Here is a 19,789-nt window from a genome sequence, read left to right as displayed (position 1 = left end):
TCGCTATTATGCTACCTTTTACAGCTTAAAGTTTTTTTGCTTTTTTGCTTTTTTGAAAGTTGCTTTTTTGTGGAATGCATCGATTCAAAGGAGAGGAGACTATATGTAAGGGGCTTTTTTGCTTTTTTGTACGTTGCTTTTTTGTGGAACATATCAATTCAAAGGAGAGGAAACTATATGTAAAGGGCTTTTTTGCCTTTTTGTACGTTGCTTTTTTGTGGAATACATCCAATAAAAGGGGATAAATCTATAAGTAAGGGGCATTTTTGCCTTTTTGTAAGTCGCTTTTTTGTGGAATGCATCCAATAAAAAGGGATAAATCTATAAGTAAGGGGCTTTTTTGCTTTTTTGTACGTTGCTTTTTTGTGGAATGCATCCAATAAAAGGGGATAAATCTATAAGTAAGGGGCATTTTTGCCTTTTTGCAAGTTGCTTTTTTGCTGAATACATCCAATAAAAGGGGATAAATCTATAAGTAAGGGGCATTTTTGCCTTTTTGTAAGTCGCTTTTTTGTGGAATGCATCCAATAAAAGGGAATAAATCTATAAGTAAAGGGCTTTTTTGCCTTTTTGTACGTTGCTTTTTTGTGGAATGCATCCAATAAAAGGTAATAAATCTATAAGTAAAGGGCTTTTTTGCTTTTTTGTACGTTGCTTTTTTGTGGAATACATCAATTCAAAGGAGAGGAAACTATATGTAAGGGGCTTTTTTGCCTTTTTGTACGTTGCTTTTTTGTGGAATGCATCCAATAAAAGGGGGTAAATCTATAAGTAAGGGGCATTTTTGCCTTTTTGTAAGTCGCTTTTTGGGGGAATACATGCAATAAAAGGAGATTGCGTTTAAAAAAAGTATTTTGAACAAAGGGAAAATAACCATTTTTCCCTACCTATATATATAAGGAGAGAATCAAACCGTACGGACACATGGCCATAGGTCCTTTCTTTTAAAAAACACTTTTTCAAAAAAAAGCTTCCCGAAGGAAGCTTTCATTATACACGAATGCAATAATTTTTTTAAAATCAATAACCTTTACGCTACAATTACTTTGTGTATTCTACTTTCATCACTACTGGGAAGTGATCAGAAGCATAATCATCTTTTACCGTGTAATATTCGGTAACCTTAAATTGTTCCTGTGCTTTTTCATTCATCATCAAATAATCAATCGTAGTTCTCGGTTTGTTAGCTGGTGCAGTTAAGGGACAAGTTCCTATACACCCCATCTGAAACATGGTTGATAAAGAATTCCACAGTTGATGAGTAGGAGGCATATTTAAATCTGCTCCTATAAAAATAGGTTTAGCATTATAAGTAGTTAAGAAGTTCATCATTTCTCTTAGTTGTACTTGTTTACTTCTGTCTTCTAAATGATCAATATGGGTAGAAGCGACGTATATACTTTTTTCTGGAGCTAGTTCAATCTCTACTAAACCAATAGTTCTCAATTCAGATTTAGTTCCTTCTGCACCAGGAAGGCTATGTTTAACAGTTAGTTTTTGTTCTTTCTTAGTCAAAACTGCTACCCCATATTCACCATTCGATCGATTCAATGCTTTAGCAAAGTAGTAATTCATATTTGTTTTCTCTCCTAATACTACTGCTTGATCAATTGTTTTTCCTGAACGATCTGTGAATCGATCTACTTCTTGTAGTAAGACTACGTCAGGGTTTTCATCCTTAATTATTGCGGCAATAGCATCTAAATCTACAAAACCATCGCCTTTTGAGGGCGGATTAGCAATGTGAATATTATAACTCATCAATTTCAGCGTAGCTTTTTGCTCCGTTTGTTCGTCTTGATGTTCTTGTTCTTTATCTTTTCCTTTTTCGATTCCATTGTCACTTGAATTACAAGCCAATGTGAACATTAAGATAGCTACACTTGCTATTCGATTAACTGTTGTTTTAACTCTTACCATCCAGGATTCTGTTTTAAATTTGTATTAATTAATAAATCTTTTTCTGGGATAGGATATAAATAAAATTTATCCTCCCATTGTATTGGGTCATTCCACAACCATTCTAATTCCCCATGTGTTGTTTCTGATAAGCGTAACCCTCCTTTACTGGGATCCACATTGACGTATTGTACACCTGGGATTTGGTCTTTGGGTTTACCGATATAAAATACGACATCCAAAACACCATCACTATTTAAATCTAAAGGTTCATCTAGTTGTTTCACATACATCCCATTTCTGCCTTTTTCGTATAATTGCCCCATTTTCCATCGAACCACATCGTCAAATCGAAATCCTTCTAAAGCTAATTCGATGGCACGTTCTCTCCTTACTTCTAACAAAATGGGATCTGAAACCTGAGTATAAAAAGTTGTTTGTAGGTAGGTATCGACTACTTGAGGTTTGCGTTCACTGTTTTGAATTCCAGCTCTTGCTCTTAATTTTCCAATTGTATGTTGCCAATGTTCTTCGGACATCAAGTTAAGTTCCGCAAGAGCCTCAGCATAATTTAACAAAACCTCAGCGTATCGCATGACAGGAACCACATTATCATTATTACGCCCACTGTCATAGAACACATCGTCTTTTACCCATTTAATAGGTTGATATCCGCTGTAGGTATAACTAAATACTGGAGGTGTTAACGTCAAATTCCCTCCTACATTTCTTTGGTATCCTTTTGTACGGATTAATTGAGCTAATCGTCCGTCTCTATTTTCGATTTCTTCTACAAAGCTTTTAGTCTTGTACGTTTGATTAGCTGTAAAAGTAGTTCCATCACGATTTAAAAATGTATTCATAAAACTACGCGTAAAGCTAATTCGGTCCCCATAGGAAGCGCTAGTATAGTACCAATTTGCATCATGTAAAACACCTAATTCTTTATCATAAGCATTGACCAACACAAATTCTTCGTTAGTTGGTTGATTGCTAATAAATAAATCGCGGTACGGTTTATCTGACTTTGTATTTAAGTTATATACCCCACTTTCAATTACTAATTCTGATGCTTTGACGGCTTGATGTAGCAATTGATCTGCTGTTGCTGTTAGATTCAGTTCTGTGTGGTACTTTCTATAGGTTCCTTCAAACAAGGCTATTCTTGCTTTAAAAGCAGCAGCTACTTCTTTGGTAATCAAAGTCTTTGTTGCATCTTTTGATGTTCTAATGTGAGTGAATGCATAATCTAGATCCTTCATGACTGAATCTATGACTACAACTCTTGAATCTCTCGTACCATAAAGAAGTGGGTCATCTACATCAAGGGTTTTATTAATCCAAGGAACATCTCCAAATCGCTTGACTTTCTCAAAATAAAACAAGGCTCTAAAAAAACGAGCAATTCCATTATAATGATTTTTCGTTTCTAGATCAATTTGCTTGGAGATATTGTGTTCCAAAAAATAATTAACGTTTCTCAATTGTCCCCAGGTCCAGCCTGACGATTGTTTAGGCCCAAAGGCACCAGGCCTAAAGAAGTTAGGTACATCTTTTCGCACAATGAAATCTGCCATATTATCACCACGGAGAATTTCATTCGTCGTAGGCAATATTTGATAGAAGGATTTTGCGTATAACTCCAATCCCTTCTCACTGTTAAATACGGCTTCACTACTTACAGTTGACACAGGATCTTGATCTAATTCTGAACAACTGATGCAGCACAGAAACAAAAAAATACAGAAATAATTTACTTTTGACATACTACTAAATTTTAGAAACTAATATTAATACCAAAGGAGAGACTCTTTAAGATTGGATAATTGAATCCATCTCCATGGTTTGTATTCGCAACATCTTGATCAGAAGATCCAATATTTTCAACATCTATTGCACTAGAACGTTTATAGAAAGGAGAATACGTAAACAAATTTTCTCCTGAAACATAAAGTTGAAGTGTTTCTACTCCTAAGTGTTTAGGGAGCAATGGAGCTAAATCATATCCCAACTGAATATTCTTCAAACGGATATAGGCTACATTTTGCAAATATTTGGTTTGTGTTTGGCGTAAAGTTCCTGAATCAGACCAAGCTAAATACCCCGTATAACGCGGAAAATAAGCATTTGGATTTTCTTCTGTCCAGATATCATCTAATTGTGATTGTAGTGGGTGCCCATAAGGAGCATTATATTGTCCCCAGAATGAATTCGCGCCTTTACTTGGGTACCAATCTTGTTTTCCTACCCCTTGAAAAAATGCAGAGAAGAAGAAATTATTCCAATCACCTGATAACTGCAAACCAAAAGTATAACGCGGTAAAGCGTTTCCTATCACCTTTCGGTCACCAGGATTACCTACGGTATTATCACCATTATCAATGACACCATCGTTATTCAAATCTAAGAACTTAATATCTCCTGGTCTCCAAACGCCTTGTGCTGTTGAGCTAAACAGGTCTTGATTGGCCGATCCTTTAATATGGTCTTCTGATGTAAAGAAACCATCCGTTACATACCCCCATATTTCACCTAGACGCTGTCCTTCATAATAATCATTTAATTTTTGTGTCGGGTTGTTGTATTTTAAGATTTCAGTTGTATTATCTGCTAACGTAAATCGTACATTATATTTGAAAGGTTTCGCTAAGACAGTAAATTGATCTCTCCAGTTCACTGTAATTTCCCACCCTTTTGTACGCAAGTCTGCATAGTTTCCTTTTGGTGAACTTGAACCAAAAACAGCAGGAAGTTCAGGCCCTAAAGTAAACATATCTTTAGTGGTTCTCGAATAAACATCCCCACTAAATGTCAAGCGATTATTAAAAAAATTAACATCTAATCCTAGGTTTTGCGTGGTTACTGTTTCCCAGGTTAATCCTTTTGGAATTACACCTGGAGCAGAAGTATAATTAGCTAATTCTCCATTTAAGATTCTCAATTCTCTATTAATTGCCAATTGTTCAACAAAGGAGTAGGAACGAATATTACCATTTCCTAGGGCTCCATATGATCCTCTTACTTTCAACAAACTAATATATTGAGGAGAGACAGTCCAAAAAGGTTCATTCGATATATTCCAGCCAGCAGATACAGATGGAAAGAAAGCGAAACGCTCATTGGCAGGAAATTTCGAAGAACCATCATATCTCCCGTTAAGTTCAAGTAAATAGCGATTATCGTAATCATAAGTAAGGCGATAAAACCCACCTAGTACCGTCCATCTCTCATAACCTCCAGATACAATCATCGCTTCACCTGTTGCTAAATTCAAATCATTCGCCTCATCAAATAATAAGCCATTGCGCTGAGAACCTGTGCTTTTAAATGTTGACATCTCTTGATTCAGTCCTACTAAGACATTGAAATTGTGTTTATTCAATTGGTGTTTGTACTTTACATAGAGATTGGACGTTAAAAACTCCGTATTTCGATTCATCACGCGATAGTCATTTGTACTAGCTCCTAAATATTGAATAACACCGGGAGCTTTACTATAAGGAACGGGAACTCTTCTTCTCGTTTCTTCGTCTATCATCATTTGATAAGTGAAATCAGCATTCACACTTAGTGTTTCTGCTAGTACGTTAGCTTTAAAGCTCGTGGTGTTCTTGAATAATTTATTGTTTTTGTCCATTCCATTTTTACCATAGTAAAAATCTCCCACTGTATAAGCAGCCGAATGTGTTAGCGTACCATCAGGATTTAACATTGGACTCATTGGATGACCTTCTGCTACCATATTTCGCCAAATTCCTCCTGCTTCTCCAACATTCAAAGGATTGTGGTATTCTGTTTTTGCAAAAGAAAATGTATTGGAGAAATCCAACCAAGATTTTAACTGTGAGCTTGCGACTGCTCTAAAATTGTACATTTTGTAATCGTCTGAATTGTAGCGGAACATTCCTTTTTGGTCGATAATTTGACCACTTAAAGAAAATTGGCTTTTATCTGTTCCACTTGACAAATACAAATTATGTGTTAGTGCATAGGTTTGATCTTTATAGAGTAATTTTTGCCAATCGGTATTATCATAGTAGATATATTCTCCTGTTAAGGGGTCAATCTCAACTTTGGGTGCATTAGGGTCTTTGGATCTTCTTTCCAATTCTTGTAAGTATGCTTGAGAAAACGGCATAGTCTTATTGACATTTTGCGGTGTACTACTATAGTTATTCCAGCTAGAGAAGGCCTCATTAAACATAGAAGCCCACGTATAGCTATCTGTTACAAAATCGGGAATTCGCGTTGGTTTCTTAAAACTCATGTTTTGGCTATACGAAATCACAAAATGATCTTTTTTTGGTTTTTTAGTTGTGATTAACACGACCCCAAAAGCACCTCTTGCTCCATAAATAGCGGCTGAAGCGGCATCTTTTAATACTGAAACGCTTTCGATATCATTTGCATTTAAAAGTGCAGGGTTTCCTTCTACCCCATCAATCAATACTAATGCACTTCCTCCTTGTCCAATTGAAGTCGCCCCTCGAATATTAAAACGAGGTGATTGTGTTGGTTTACCGTCCGTGGGAGCGATATTCAAATTTGCCACCAATCCTTGTAATCCAAGGGCAGCATTTGGCAGTGGTCTATTTTCTAGTTCACTTCCTTTAATCTGATCCACTGCACCGGTTAAATTTTCTTTTTTCTGTTCTCCATAAGCTACCACGACCACCTCATCTAACTGCTTATTTTCTTCTAATAGGTAAATGTGCAGTTCTTTTCCGGCTTCAAAGGCAACTTTTTTGGTACTATAACCATACATAGAAATCTCTAACCAACCTTGCTTGGTTGATATGGGAATTTTAAAACGCCCTTCTAAATCCGTAACTACTGTTTTTGACGAAACTAGTTCTCTAACGATTGCTCCGGGTAAATGACCATCGGAAGCTTCTACTTTTCCTTCTATGGAAACTACTTGTACTTGTGCATATCCACTCGTTAAGAGTAGTAGAAATAAAGTAAAAACAATATGCTTTATATAGGTAAGTTTTTTCATTTTTTTTCAGCTTAGAATCCGAATATAATATCATCTATATTTACGCGTGGTCTATTACCATTTTCAAAAGGTTGAGAAATATTTACAATTCTAAATCTCATTTTTCCTTTTTGGTTTGCGTCAATTTTGAATTCAGCTACTTTTAAAACATCTGCTTTTGTATCTACTTCAAACTCTCCAACAGACTGATAATTAGCTCCCTGATCTACAGATACTTCAACACGCAAAACTGTTGGATTTTCATTATTCACCTCTGCTTTTGCAGGATAAATTCCATGGTGTATTTTAATTGTTTGTACCTCTTCTTCTAAATCGAAGTTCATACTTAGAATTCCTTTTCGCAATTCATTTGTTTCGTGACCTTGTAATCGGATAGACTGTGCACCATTTTTTAAATCAGCCTCTGTTGTAGCAGTAATCCCTCCATCGATGATCCATTCTCCAGTTCTAAAAACCAAGCTTTTAACATCATAAGAACTACTTGAGCTTTGTTCAAAGTCTTCTTTTAGTTCAGAAATCTTCAATGCCATATCTTCTAATGATCTGGGCATTAATCGAAGTTCACCCTGACCAACTCGAGCTAAAGCCACAACGGTTGCTAATTTATTTGCAATTGCTTGATCTGCAAATTGAGCTTCTTTTCGAACTACTAGTTTAGCCGTGGTAATTCCATCACTTATTTCATGACTACCAAACCAAGTGGCGCTTCCTTTAGGATCTACCCGAACATCGTCTAACATGACGAGTATGGGTCCCCAGTACTGTACTTCTTTTTTTAATGTTGATAGATCAACAGTCAAAGGCGATAAAACCACTTTTTCTCCTGTCGTTTTTACGTGTACTCCTGAAATATTCTTAACAATTTTTTCACCTTCAACTTCTTGTAAGGTAGCTCCGTCAAGATTAATTTCTACTACTTCCCCTACTTTGTATCGCACAGCATTGGTAAGTTCTAAAACAACAGCTGCTTTAGCTTTTTTGTCTTGTACCACGAGATAGTTGTGTTCCGTATTTCCTTGAGCAGGATCATTTACTACAACACCAGTGATTAAAGTGGGACCGAATTTCAAGTCGGAAGACAATACTACTTTTCTCAGATGCTCAATCGTCTTAGGCTGAGGATTTGTTTCCTTATTCTCATCTGAGGTTGAACAACTTGCTAAAAAAGCAAGATTTACTAAGGATAATAAAAAAAACAACTTTTGTTTCATTTGAATTGAATTTTAGTTTTTGATTGCTATAATTTTTTTATGGATCTAAAGGTTCTAATGGATTGATGTGTGTCATTACTTTTACGGGATAGTATTCCAATAGTTCTCCTTGTTCTATTTCTATGAATTCTCCTGGTAAATAGCCGAGTTCTTGAATAAATCGCTTTTTAAATTTATCGTCATGAATCATTCGAATGTGGTTATAATGGCTGACGATCATGCTTTTTTGTGTGAGATCAAATCCATACCTCAACATCAAGCGTGTTGCATTTCGAAGATTTGTTGTAGTATGCCTGGCATAAGGTTCCACAATAATGGCTTTTTCAGGAATACCATAAATACGCATCAATTCATCTTTCATTACTATTGCTTCACAAGTTGCGGTTCGATTGGGATGAACATGTCCTCCTGACACAATAATGAAAGGGGCTTTTTTTTGCTTATATTGGGCGACGGCAATTTCTAGATTGAGTTTCCCCAAAGCGGATAATGGGTCACGATAATTGGTTGGACCATCTCCTAGCACGATCAACGTATTGTAGGGGTATTCCTTAAAATTTACTTCTTGAGCATATGCTTGTGCTGTTGCATTATACTTTTCATCTAAAGGTTCGTAGCGCACCCCTTCATCTCGATGATTTGCATACATTAAATACAACGCATAATTCAAGGATCTTTCAAAAAACAGGGGATTTACTTTATCATTTTTCATCAAATGACTAGACCAATACAACAAAGTTCGTTGGTAGTAATTGGAATTCACGTCATAGGATACTGCGTCAATATTCGGGTAATAAGGATCACTCCCTTTTCCATATACTGCTAGGGTATGATTCAGCCCCTCTAGGTTTAATCGAAGAACCTGTTCGAGAAACGCTTTATCAGTTAATGTTGCGTAATTGGCATATTTACCTGAAAGCTTCATTTCTTGAATCAACGTTTGAATAGCCGTTTGACCTTGCGAAAGGTCGAATGCTTGAACAATCAAATTAATTGTTTCAGTAGAAAAAAGATAAGGGGCTACCACTTGACTTGCTTCTTGTATTTCTTTCAGGTTTTCGTGTTGAGCTAGTGCTTCCCTTTGGCTCGCTGTCCATTCAGCTAACACTTTATTCTTTTTAAGTTGATCGGATACCGTTTTATTTTTCAGTATTTGATTTAAAAAATAAAAGTTACTTTCCTTTAATCGTTCAACGGTTTCATTGGTGTGATGCTCTTGAGCGGAACTGGTCGTACCCCAGGCTAAACTAACCAAGAGCAACATTAATTTTTTCATATTTAATAATTTGGATTTTGTACTATTTTAATTGGACCTGCGCCATCGATATAGCGCTGTGGAATAGGGAAATATTCATTTTTCCCTTCTTGGAAATAAGCATTGGTTAAAAAGTTTCTCTTTTTCTTTTCTTTAGGTAAATACTGTGTATTGATGACCTCAGCGGCAATTTCCCATCGAACGAGATTAAAAAAGCGTTCCCCTTCTAGGGCTAATTCTAAGCGCGATTCTAATCGAACCGCATTTTTTGCTTCATCGAGTGTTTTCCACGGTTGGGAATACGGTTCTATTTTATAATTAGCAGCAAAGGCAGCTTCTGCTATCTTTTTTACGTAGCTACTATTTTTTGCTCGGTTTCGAATTTTATTAACAAGTGCTTGGGCTTGAGTAAAATCTCCAACCTCAACAAGTGCTTCAGCTCTCCACAGTAAAACTTCTGCATATCGAATGACATAATAATTCAGCGAGGACACATAAGGCCAGGTCTTACTATAGTAAGGAGACTTGGCGGATACGATTCTCTTTTTAGGAGCGTAAGGGCCGTAAGTAGCTTCATCTCTTGCCCAACTAGCTTGATAAACAACACCTAAATCTCGATAAGGGATACCGGGTCTTCCTATGGTATGATCCAGTCGAGGATCCACATAATCCTCTTCTGTAAGGTCTATATTTCCGCCTAATGGCAACCCCCTTGCATCTGTTTTATAGGCATTAACTAAATTCTGCGAAGGTCGATGAAATCCATATTGTGGATAAAAGGGTCCGCCAGGTGCTGCAAGTCGATCTCCCACACTGCCGTTGTAGTTTTTAAAACTACCATCATTAATTGCGTGTTGAACTGCAAAAAGGATTTCCTTGTTGTTGTCATTTTCGGGTAAAAAGAGTCCTTCAAAATCTTCATACAAATCAAAAGAACTATCCAGTACACGTTGAGACAATTGGAGTACTTCGTTCCATTTTCCTTGATAGAGTCTCACTTTAGCTGCATAAGCTAGGGCTGCTGTTTCGGTAGGCCTTCCTACCTCCTTTTGTACGACGGGAAGTCGCTCGCTTGCGCGTTCAAAATCCAATGCGATTTTTTCCCAGAGTTCTTCTGACCCATATACTACATTAGAGACATAAAATGCATCAATCTCGACTACCGTCTCATCAATATAAGGGATTTGATTATAAAGGCGTTTTAACTCGAAGTAGTAATGTCCACGTAGAAAGAACAATTCTCCTTGTCTTCTTTCCTTTGACGTCTGCTCCATATCCTTTACTTGATTCAACAAGCGCAACGCACTATTTACGCGGTGAATCCCTTCATATAACACACTCCATTTTCTTTCAACATCAACAATAGTTGGATCGGTTTGATATAATTCCATGCGGTGAATCTGAGCTTGATCTCCTGTTCCTCCACCTCCTTTATAGGCATCATCCGAAACCACATCACCAAAGCTCCAATTTGAAGCGGGTGAATTCATTGCATTAGAAGAATTATCCATCTGTCCATTGAGAAGTTGATAAGCGCTAATAATCATTTTCTCAATATTTTCTTCCGTTGCCATTTGATCTGGGCTAATTTGTCCTTTAGGTGATTCGTCTAAAAAATCCCCTGAACAAGCACTTAGACAACCAACTAACAAGCTATACACCGAGAAAGTAAAAAATAAAAAGATCGATTTTTTCATCGTTAATATCGTATTGTAAACCCGAGAGACATTGTTCGGGCCGGAGGATATAGTCCTCGGTCCACTCCTAGATCTAGACTTTTATTGTTACTAGTATAATTTTGAAATCCTACTTCGGGACTTAATCCGCTATATCGGGTAAGCGTAAAGACATTACTAAGTTGTAGGAAAGCGCTAAACTTCGTCTTCTGTTCTTTTTTACGAGAAAAAGTATAAGTAAATTGTACATTACTCAATTTGAGAAAGGAACCATCTTCGATATAGTAGGAAGAAGGACGAATATTGTTATTGGGGTCATCCCTTGTTAGACGAGGAATTGACGTATTCGTATTTTCAGGGGTCCATGCGCCTAATACGTGAGCTGATTTATTATACGCCTCTTGATTAAAAAAGTGCGACTGATATTTGGTTAAATTATAGATATCATTGCCATAACTAGCAATCCAAAACAACTGCAAATCGAAGTTTTCATACGTAAAATTTAAATTTAAACTAGCCGTAAATTTGGGATGTGGTGTTCCTATTTGCGTTCTATCCTCATGATTTATCACACCATCTTTATTGAAATCAAGAAAAATTAGATCCCCTGGTTGAGCATTGGGTTGTAATCCATATGCATCAATTTGCGTTTGGTTCTGGAAAATCCCTGTGGACACGTAACCGTAAAAAGCACCTATTGGATGTCCAACTCTTGTGCGCGATACTTCTTGTCCAAAATTAACATCGTGTAAAGACGAACTGGGAATAGACAAATAAGAGGTGGATTGCAAACGGGTTAATTTATTTTTATTACTTGTAAAGGCTAATGTGACTCCGTAGTCCAACTCCCGAAACGAATTGCGATAGGCAATAGTCATTTCTACTCCTTTATTTTCTACAGCTCCATCATTGATCCACTGTCCGTTATGTGCAGCGCCAAAAGTCAAAGGTAAAGAGCGATAAACTAAGAGATCTTTTGTTTTTTTGGTGTAGTAATCTACCGCAATTTGGAGTTTGTCTTTAAAAAAAGTGGCTTCTATACCAGCATCAATTTGACGGGTGGACTCCCAACGCAAATCAGCATTAGCCACCCGTGTAGAGACCAAACCTGTTGCTGATGTATATTGTGATCCTTCAATATCATAATTCGAATTGTAATTGTTGTGGCTAAAACTTTGCACCGTTGAATACGTTGGTACCTGTTGATTACCACTAATTCCCCAATTCAACTTAACCATAAGTCTATTATTTTTAACTGTTGATGGCCAAAAGTCCTCTTCATTGATCTTCCATCCAACAGCAAGTGCAGGAAAATTACTCCATCGGTAATTTTTTAGTCGTGAGGTACCATCTCGCCTTACTAAAGCAGTGAATAAATACTTTCGATTGAAAGCATAATTGACTTTGGCGAAGTAGGAATTCAAGTTCCATTGGTACGCATTTCCCGAATTCAATTGATTCTCTGTTCCATAATCTAAAAACCAATGGGTACCATCCTCTTGTAAGAAGTTATCTCGAGAAGCGGATAGTCCTTCATAGTAATACTGTATGGCTTCCTGTCCCACTACCACTTGAACATTGTGTTTTCTCATGCGTCGTTTAAAATTCAATGTATTGCTGAATACCCATTGATAATTGTATCTATTCTCCGTTGTCAAGGTATTGACGGCTTGTTGAACAAATAGTTCATCAAATGTTTTTTCAAAACGCTTACTATTTATATTGAGAAAATCGATTCCCATAGAAGTTCGAAAAGTAAAATCTGCATAAGTTGCTTGGGCAAAAAGATTACCTACAGCGCGAATTTCTTTGCGTTTATTATCTTTATTTCGATACAACCTACCTAAAGGATTTTGTCTATCATTAATGGGATTACCTGAAAACTCCCCTTTTTCGTCATAAATAGGAATAATTGAGGGATACATATAAGCGTCGTAAACAATCGAATTTAGCGCCTTGTTTGAACCTATCTCCACTTGTTCTGCATAGGATACATTGAAGTTTTCTCCCACTGTAAGATGGGCATCTAATAAGTGATAATTTGAGTTATATCGCGCATTTAGACGTTTAAAGTACGTATTTCTGAGGATGCCTTGTTGTTCAAAATACCCCAATCCAAACCGCTGTTGCGATAAGGTATCCCCTTTGGAAATAGAAAAGCTATGCGACTGAATACGTGCGGGAGTAAAAATTTCTTTTACCCAATTAACATCTGCACTTCGAATACTGCGATCGGTAGTCAAATATTCCGGAATACGACTCTGTTGTGGATTATTTCCGTAAATGGTATGATTAGGAAGAACACCATCATTTCGATAAGCCTGCCACAGCATCTGTCCATATTCTTTTGCATTCAGCATTTTAGGCAAATTAACGGCGTATTGAATGCCACCATAACTGTTTACCTCCAAAACAACCTCACCCGTTTGATTGGCTTTTTTCGTTGTGATTAACAACACACCATTAGCTGCTCGAGAACCGTAAATAGATGCTTCCGCATCTTTTAAAATCAAAACTTTCTCAATATCATTTGGGTTAATCGTATTCAACCCATTGACTATAGGAACGCCATCAATCAAAATAAGCGGGTCGTTTGTATTCATTGTATTTAATCCTCGTATAGCTAAGGAGTTACCTCCACCAGGGCTGTTTTCGCTAAATACCTGAACCCCAGCAGCCTTACCTTTCAACATATCTACTATATCCGATTGAGGTAAGTCTTGAAGCTGATTGCCAAATATTTGTACTGTAGAACCTGTATAATCTGCCTTTAATTGGCTTGAATATCCTGTAATAATAATTTCTTCTAAACTTTTATTTTCTTTGTTCAACCGAATAAAGAGCTGTTGACTATTGGCTTTCGTTATTGGAATCTGTTTACTTTCATACCCTAATAACGCTACAGACAATACAGGGTTAATCCTTCCTTCCTTCAGTTGTAGGACAAAATTCCCTTGTCCATCTGTTAAACTCCATGTATTTGAATGAATAAGACGCACAGCGGTATAGGCTAAAGGATTCCCTTGTGTATCTTGAACATTTCCTTGAATATCATGGATTTGTTCCACAAAATCAGCACTATTTTCCCCTTCTTTGAGGTGAAGTCTATTTTTAAATGAAATGAGATTACCACTTAAACTATAGTCAATTTCTTTTTCTCTTTCTATATGATCCAACAAATCAATCAATTTGATGTGCTTCGAAGTCAGGTGAATCATCAAAGACGTATCTATAGCTTCTAGGGAATACACCACTCTAAATTTGGTTTGTTTCTCTATGGAACTAAAAACGGTGGCTAGACTGTTTACTTTACTTTGAAACACAAGTACATCATTTGTTTTCTCCATTTGAACGGGCACACAAAAAGCAAAAAGATTCAAATGACCGAAAGTCACTACCCCTAAAACAAAACACATTTTCAGATACGTTCCTTTTATCCTCTTCATTTTTACAGCTATTTTTCAAGGCGTATATGAGAGCCCGAAACCGTGTACTTTACCTGATGGATAAAGCAAAAACTATGTACAATATCTTGAAGTGAAGTAGATCTAAAATCTCCCGTTGTATAAAGTTCTGTTTGAGGTAGATCTTCTATTTGAACTAAAACATTAAACTCTTCTTCAATTATTTTTTTCCACGTTAATAGCGGTATTTCGTGCATTACGAGTGCTGCTTTATAACTCGAATATAAAGACAAGACATCCACAAGAGACTTCTTAAATTCCCCGTTCGAAAATGTCACTTTTTCATGTGCTGTAAGCCAGACTTTATCTGTTTGAGTTTCTTGTTGGTTTTCCACCACTACTTTCCCCGTTTTCACTACAACTTCGTGATCATTCACTAAAAAAGAGGTTCCCAATACGGCAACAGCGACTTGATTTGTTTGAACGATAAAGGGTTTAGCTTCATTTCGAGCAACATTAAAAAATGCTTCTCCTTCTAACTGTACCTGTCGATTAACAGTATTAAAATCATTGGAAACCATCAGTTTAGAACCTGGGGTTAAAGTCACTGTTGTCGTATCATCTAATTGGATAGATTGCGTTTTTTCTCCTAAAGCAACAGAATACTGCTTATGGTTTGAAAAGAAAAAATCGACAGACAACCCTATACCACTTATAAGTAGTGTAACGAGGGTTAATACAAATAAAGCTTGTTGCTTTCGCTTTTGTTGTCTTTTTTTAATTCCAGTAGTAAATTTAATTCTACTGTACATTCGCTGTTTCAACTGCTTATCGTCTTTTACCTGATCGCGGTTAACGAATGGTTGTTCTTGCAGGGTTTGAATAAAATCATCCACTACCTTTTTTTCCGAAGATGAAGCAGTTTGATTCAGATACTTGCCACAAAGTTGTCTAAACTTTTTAATCATAGGTGTTCTGGGTTTCTATAACTAAGAGCGAGTATTTACTCATTCTCCCCATCCCTTCTTTTGATTCTTAACAATTAGATAATATAGCACAAGTTGGGTTAATCTAAATCAAACGTCCTATAGGCTCAAAAAAACCAATACTGTCATCACATCAATAGCATACGGTAAGTTCGTTTTCAGGCTTTTAATTGCTTTGTGAATTTGCTTATCCACTGTACTTTCAGAAATACTCAATTGTTCTGCAATCTGTTTATAACTAAGGTGACTACCGTATCTCAATTGAAATACTTCCAAACAGCGTTTTGGCAGTACTTCTTTGGCTTTAGCAAAAATAAGATGAACTAATTCTTCCTTGTAATACCCTTGCTCTTCCTCAGATAAGTTTTCATTCTGCGTTAAAGTGTGATAAACTGTTTCCAATTGAATGGTATCAAAATCGACTGTTTTAAGGGCCAAAATACTTCGATTTCGAACGCTTCTCATTAGGTATGACTTAGCATCCAAAATGGATAATTGATGAAAATTATTCCATATCTGTACAAAAACTTCTTGTACTACGTCTTCTGCTAACTGACGATCTCGAACAATATTACAAGAATAACAATACAATTCATCCCAATACAACTCAAAGTGATCGTTGATCCATTTATCCTTTAAATTCATTCTTCTATACTTTATTCGAGTCAAAGGTATGGTCCGAGAAGAATCTATAGTTTATTAATCTATTACTAAACTGTTACCAACCGATTAGTTAACTTTTTACTTCCCTAAAAAAGTAAAATATCGATAACCTCTACCTCGATTATCCGTACTTTTGCACGAAATACATACATATAATGAAGAAGTTATTTTTCACCCTTTGTACCTTTTTACTCTATTGTACTTCATCCATATTTGCACAGAACCTTGAAATTATTCCACTGGGCGTTTATGGTGGTGGGGATGAAAGCAATTTATCTTGCTATTTATTAGGAGTAGAAAAGAGCAATAGCTATATAGCTCTTGATGCTGGAACAATACGAAGCGGAATAAACAAAGCAATCGAAAAGGGAACTTTTGATGTTTCTTTTGAAACTGTACTACAGCAGTACATTAAAGGATACTTTATTTCGCATGGTCATTTAGATCATCTTTCAGGCTTACTGATCAATTCACCAGAAGATTCAGCGAAACCTATTTATTCTTTGCCTTTTGTTGCCGATATTTTCAAAAACAACTATTTCACCAATGCATCTTGGGCAAATTTTGGCAATGAAGGAGAATCTCCAATATTAGGGAAATATACGTATGCGAAGATGAAGCCCTTCCATACTTTTTCTATTGACAACACCACTTTTTCTGCAGAACTATTTGAATTAAGTCATGTGAGTCCACAAAAGAGTTCAGCTATTTTATTGAGAAACAATAGCGATTATGTGCTCTACTTTGGAGATACAGGAGCCGATCGCATTGAAAAAACCAATCATTTAACGACCATATGGGAGTATATTGCTCCTCTTGTTCAAAATAAAAACCTAAAAACTATTTTAATAGAAGTGTCTTTTCCCAATAGTCAACCTGAACATTTACTATTTGGGCATTTAACTCCAAAATTATTAACTGAAGAATTGAGTAAACTAGCACAATATACCAATCGAAAAGAGTTGAGAGACTTGACTATTATTATTACTCATTTAAAGCCTTCAGGTAATCAGATTGAAACAATTAAAAGAGAATTAAAAGAAAACAATCCTCTACAAGTACACTATATTTTTCCAGAACAAGGAGAAAGAATCATTTTAAAATAAAAAAAAATCCCATTCTGAGAATGGGATTTTTTTTATTTTCGATTGAATAGGTATAATATAACAAAAACGACAAAAGAAGGAAGTAACCAAGGTACATCATAGTTGTATAGTGGAATTTTCTTAATCCATTCGTTCAATTGAAAAACGGTGCTTTCTTCGGCTGTTGTGTCGATAGTCAAACCAATTATAAATTGAACGATAGAAAAAACAGTTGTCGTAGCGATTGCACCAACAAAAGGAATTTTTCGTTTTACAATTTTCCCAAAGACAACGATATACAATATTAAAGTTAATGTAATTGGATAGATAATTCCCAAGAATGGCCCGGCATAATCAATGATTTTATCCACACCGTTAACGGCTAAAACAGCGGAAAACACACAAGTAGCAATCACAATTGTTTTATAGCTTACTTTTCCCTTGGTCAACTGATTAAAAAAGGTTCCTGTTGCACATACTAAGGCGATTGCCGTAGTTAAACAAGCTAATGCAATGCAAAGAGATAAAGCTATTGTTCCTTGGGATCCCAATACCTGATTGGAAATATACAGCAATAATTCTGTTCTTTTTAGATTCGTGGCATCTCCATATCCAGAAGTTGCTCCGAGATAAACTAATCCGCCATAGATAAACAAAAGACAGATTGTAGCCACTGCGCCAGAGAGGAAAGTCACTCTTGTTTTTGCTTCTGCACTAACATAGCCTTTTGCTTTGACCGCAGCAATAATAATTCCTGCATAAATAACAGAAGCCAATACATCCATGGTTTGGTATCCCTCTGCGAAACCCCTGCGGAAGGATTCCGCTGCTCCAATCCCAGTATCTGTTGTAGGGTGTAACGGATAAAGTATCCCCATGGCAATCATAATAGCCAATAAGACCAATAATAAAGGCGTTAAGTATTTTCCAATAATGTCAACGACTTTTGAGGGAGATATAGATAAGGCTAAAGTTACCGCAAAGAATAAAACAGAAGAGACGATGGGATTAAAGTTAGGCCAAATAGGCAATAATCCTACTTCAAAGGTAGTAGCAGCAGTACGGGGAATTGCAACAAGAGGTCCAATACTTAAAATAATAGCGGTGGCCAAAATGACTCCAATCGTTTTATTGATTCTCTTTCCAAGATCAGTGAACTCATCGCCAGAAAATAAAACAGCTAATATTCCCAAAAAGGGAGCAATAATAGCGGTAATCGTAAATCCAAAAACAGCTGAATCCCATTCTTCTCCAGTTATCAAGCCTATAATAGGGGGTAAAATAATATTTCCCGCCCCAAAAAACATGGCGAACAATGCAAATCCGATTGTTAATATATTATTGATTGACTTCGTTTTCATTTGATTATTTTATATTTTATTCAACTTTATTTTATATATCCAAAAGATATCTGTCTATTATCCTACAAATATCATGCTCTTTTTAATCTAAACTCAAATTTCTTGCACAATATAAAATATTAACCCTATACTTTATCAGATTTTTCGCACTATTTAATGGAAAAGAATCCTAAATTTAGGCTGTTTATTTTTATATCCATCAATCTACTTGTATTTGTATGTCGACTATACTAGAGACTTCGCGTTTATTGATTCAACCCATTCACTTAGATCAAGACCTTTCTTCTCTATTGGAGATTCACAATAATCGCAATACAATGCGTTGGATTCCCAATAACAAAGTACGTTGGACAGCTGAGGATTTGGCAATTAAATATCAGCTGAATCAAAAATTATATCCTCAACAATTAGGGTTGTACAAAATTGTACTCAAAACTAAAGAGACAACGATATTAATTGGTGAATTGGGGTTATTTCCTTGTATCAATTCTCATCGTCAAATTGAAATCGGCTACATTCTACACGAGTTTTTTTGGAAAAAGGGATTGGCTACAGAACTTCTACAGGCGTTGCTTATTCACCTTGAACAGCATTTTTATTATACTGTGGTTTGCGCACAACTTTTTGAATCGAATGTTCATTCAAAATCACTTCTCGAACGCTGTGGGTTTCAGTATACCTCTTCTGAAGAAATTCAAGCCACTGTGAGAAAACTCATTTACCACTACAATATTACACCCCGAAAATAGTTATTCAATACTACTTCGCGCTTATTTCACAGCCGTTCTACCTGCTTTATTGGTGCGGCATAAGCAGTTTCTTCCGCTAGATCTATTCGATTGCTCCTATATCTTTTCAATCCAAAAGCTTCTCATTTACTAAACGAATATTGAGAAGTAACGAAGAGGATGTATTCCCCGTAATAAAATTTGAGATTAAATCACTCGATCATGGACTAGGTAACTACAAATTTTCCATGAAAAATTAATTTCAATTTACGCAAAAGCCCCTCTTTACCTTCAAAATGGCTCCTGAAAAGTTTAAAATAATTCCCAGCTAAATTGTATAGAATTTTAAAAAAATGAAGCTACACAATTTTCCTTCTTTTTCCATTTTAGAAGTAAAACAACTAGCTAGTATTCCTCTGTTTTTCAGGTCTCCCCTACACCCAAGATTAAAAAGTACAAGTAAAAAATTCCATTACAAATCAAATCCCAGCTATTTTACCTCCTTCATATTTTTTTTCTCCA

Annotated in this window: 12 protein-coding genes; 2 read left to right on the top strand and 10 right to left on the bottom strand. The window is 36.1% G+C overall.

Annotated features, from left to right (window positions below; translation table 11 throughout):
- Positions 1-1,041: 1,041 nt before the first annotated feature.
- From FBR08_RS09830 to FBR08_RS09790, 9 genes are all read right to left on the bottom strand, one after another.
- Positions 1,042-1,920: an endonuclease/exonuclease/phosphatase family protein gene (locus FBR08_RS09830; protein ID WP_158962549.1), complete on the bottom strand. Its 879-nt coding sequence runs from the start codon at positions 1,918-1,920 to the stop codon at positions 1,042-1,044.
- Positions 1,914-3,665 (bottom strand): RagB/SusD family nutrient uptake outer membrane protein, encoded by a 1,752-nt coding sequence (locus FBR08_RS09825; RefSeq protein ID WP_158962548.1) that lies wholly within the window; start codon positions 3,663-3,665, stop codon positions 1,914-1,916. The genes FBR08_RS09830 and FBR08_RS09825 overlap by 7 nt, the downstream gene beginning before the upstream one ends.
- A gap of 11 nt (positions 3,666-3,676) precedes the next feature.
- Positions 3,677-6,898 carry a SusC/RagA family TonB-linked outer membrane protein gene (locus FBR08_RS09820; protein WP_158962547.1) on the bottom strand — a complete coding sequence of 1,074 codons (3,222 nt, stop codon included), beginning with the start codon at positions 6,896-6,898 and terminating at the stop codon, positions 3,677-3,679.
- Between the two features lie 11 nt (positions 6,899-6,909).
- Complete coding sequence (locus FBR08_RS09815) at positions 6,910-8,109, bottom strand: DUF5689 domain-containing protein (protein ID WP_158962546.1); 1,200 nt, start codon at positions 8,107-8,109, stop codon at positions 6,910-6,912.
- Positions 8,110-8,146: 37 nt separating this feature from the next.
- Entirely contained in the window at positions 8,147-9,385 is a 1,239-nt protein-coding gene (locus FBR08_RS09810) for a YdcF family protein (protein WP_158962545.1), read from the bottom strand.
- 2 nt (positions 9,386-9,387) lie between these two features.
- Complete coding sequence (locus FBR08_RS09805) at positions 9,388-11,061, bottom strand: RagB/SusD family nutrient uptake outer membrane protein (protein ID WP_158962544.1); 1,674 nt, start codon at positions 11,059-11,061, stop codon at positions 9,388-9,390.
- A 2-nt stretch (positions 11,062-11,063) separates the two neighbouring features.
- The gene (locus FBR08_RS09800; protein WP_158962543.1) at positions 11,064-14,486 is read right to left on the bottom strand and encodes a SusC/RagA family TonB-linked outer membrane protein; all 3,423 of its coding nucleotides are present in this window, start codon (positions 14,484-14,486) and stop codon (positions 11,064-11,066) included.
- Between the two features lie 8 nt (positions 14,487-14,494).
- A complete protein-coding gene (locus FBR08_RS09795; RefSeq protein WP_158962542.1) occupies positions 14,495-15,412 on the bottom strand; it encodes a FecR family protein in 918 nt (305 codons plus the stop codon).
- 117 nt (positions 15,413-15,529) lie between these two features.
- Complete coding sequence (locus FBR08_RS09790; RefSeq protein ID WP_158962541.1) at positions 15,530-16,075, bottom strand: sigma-70 family RNA polymerase sigma factor; 546 nt, start codon at positions 16,073-16,075, stop codon at positions 15,530-15,532.
- A 173-nt stretch (positions 16,076-16,248) separates the two neighbouring features.
- On the opposite strand from FBR08_RS09790, the gene FBR08_RS09785 reads away from it, so the two are divergent.
- Positions 16,249-17,199, top strand: coding sequence for a 3',5'-cyclic-nucleotide phosphodiesterase (locus tag FBR08_RS09785; RefSeq protein ID WP_158962540.1), 951 nt, complete (start codon positions 16,249-16,251; stop codon positions 17,197-17,199).
- Between the two features lie 32 nt (positions 17,200-17,231).
- Here the strand turns inward: FBR08_RS09785 and brnQ are convergent, their stop codons facing one another.
- Positions 17,232-18,539 carry a branched-chain amino acid transport system II carrier protein gene (gene brnQ / locus FBR08_RS09780; protein ID WP_158962539.1) on the bottom strand — a complete coding sequence of 436 codons (1,308 nt, stop codon included), beginning with the start codon at positions 18,537-18,539 and terminating at the stop codon, positions 17,232-17,234.
- Between the two features lie 218 nt (positions 18,540-18,757).
- On the opposite strand from brnQ, the gene FBR08_RS09775 reads away from it, so the two are divergent.
- The gene (locus FBR08_RS09775; protein WP_158962538.1) at positions 18,758-19,288 is read left to right on the top strand and encodes a GNAT family N-acetyltransferase; all 531 of its coding nucleotides are present in this window, start codon (positions 18,758-18,760) and stop codon (positions 19,286-19,288) included.
- The last annotated feature ends 501 nt before the right edge of the window (positions 19,289-19,789 follow it).

This window comes from Myroides fluvii (assembly GCF_009792295.1).
Taxonomy (GTDB): Bacteria; Bacteroidota; Bacteroidia; order Flavobacteriales; family Flavobacteriaceae; genus Flavobacterium; species Flavobacterium fluvii_A.
This window is presented reverse-complemented; position numbering and strand designations above follow the sequence as displayed.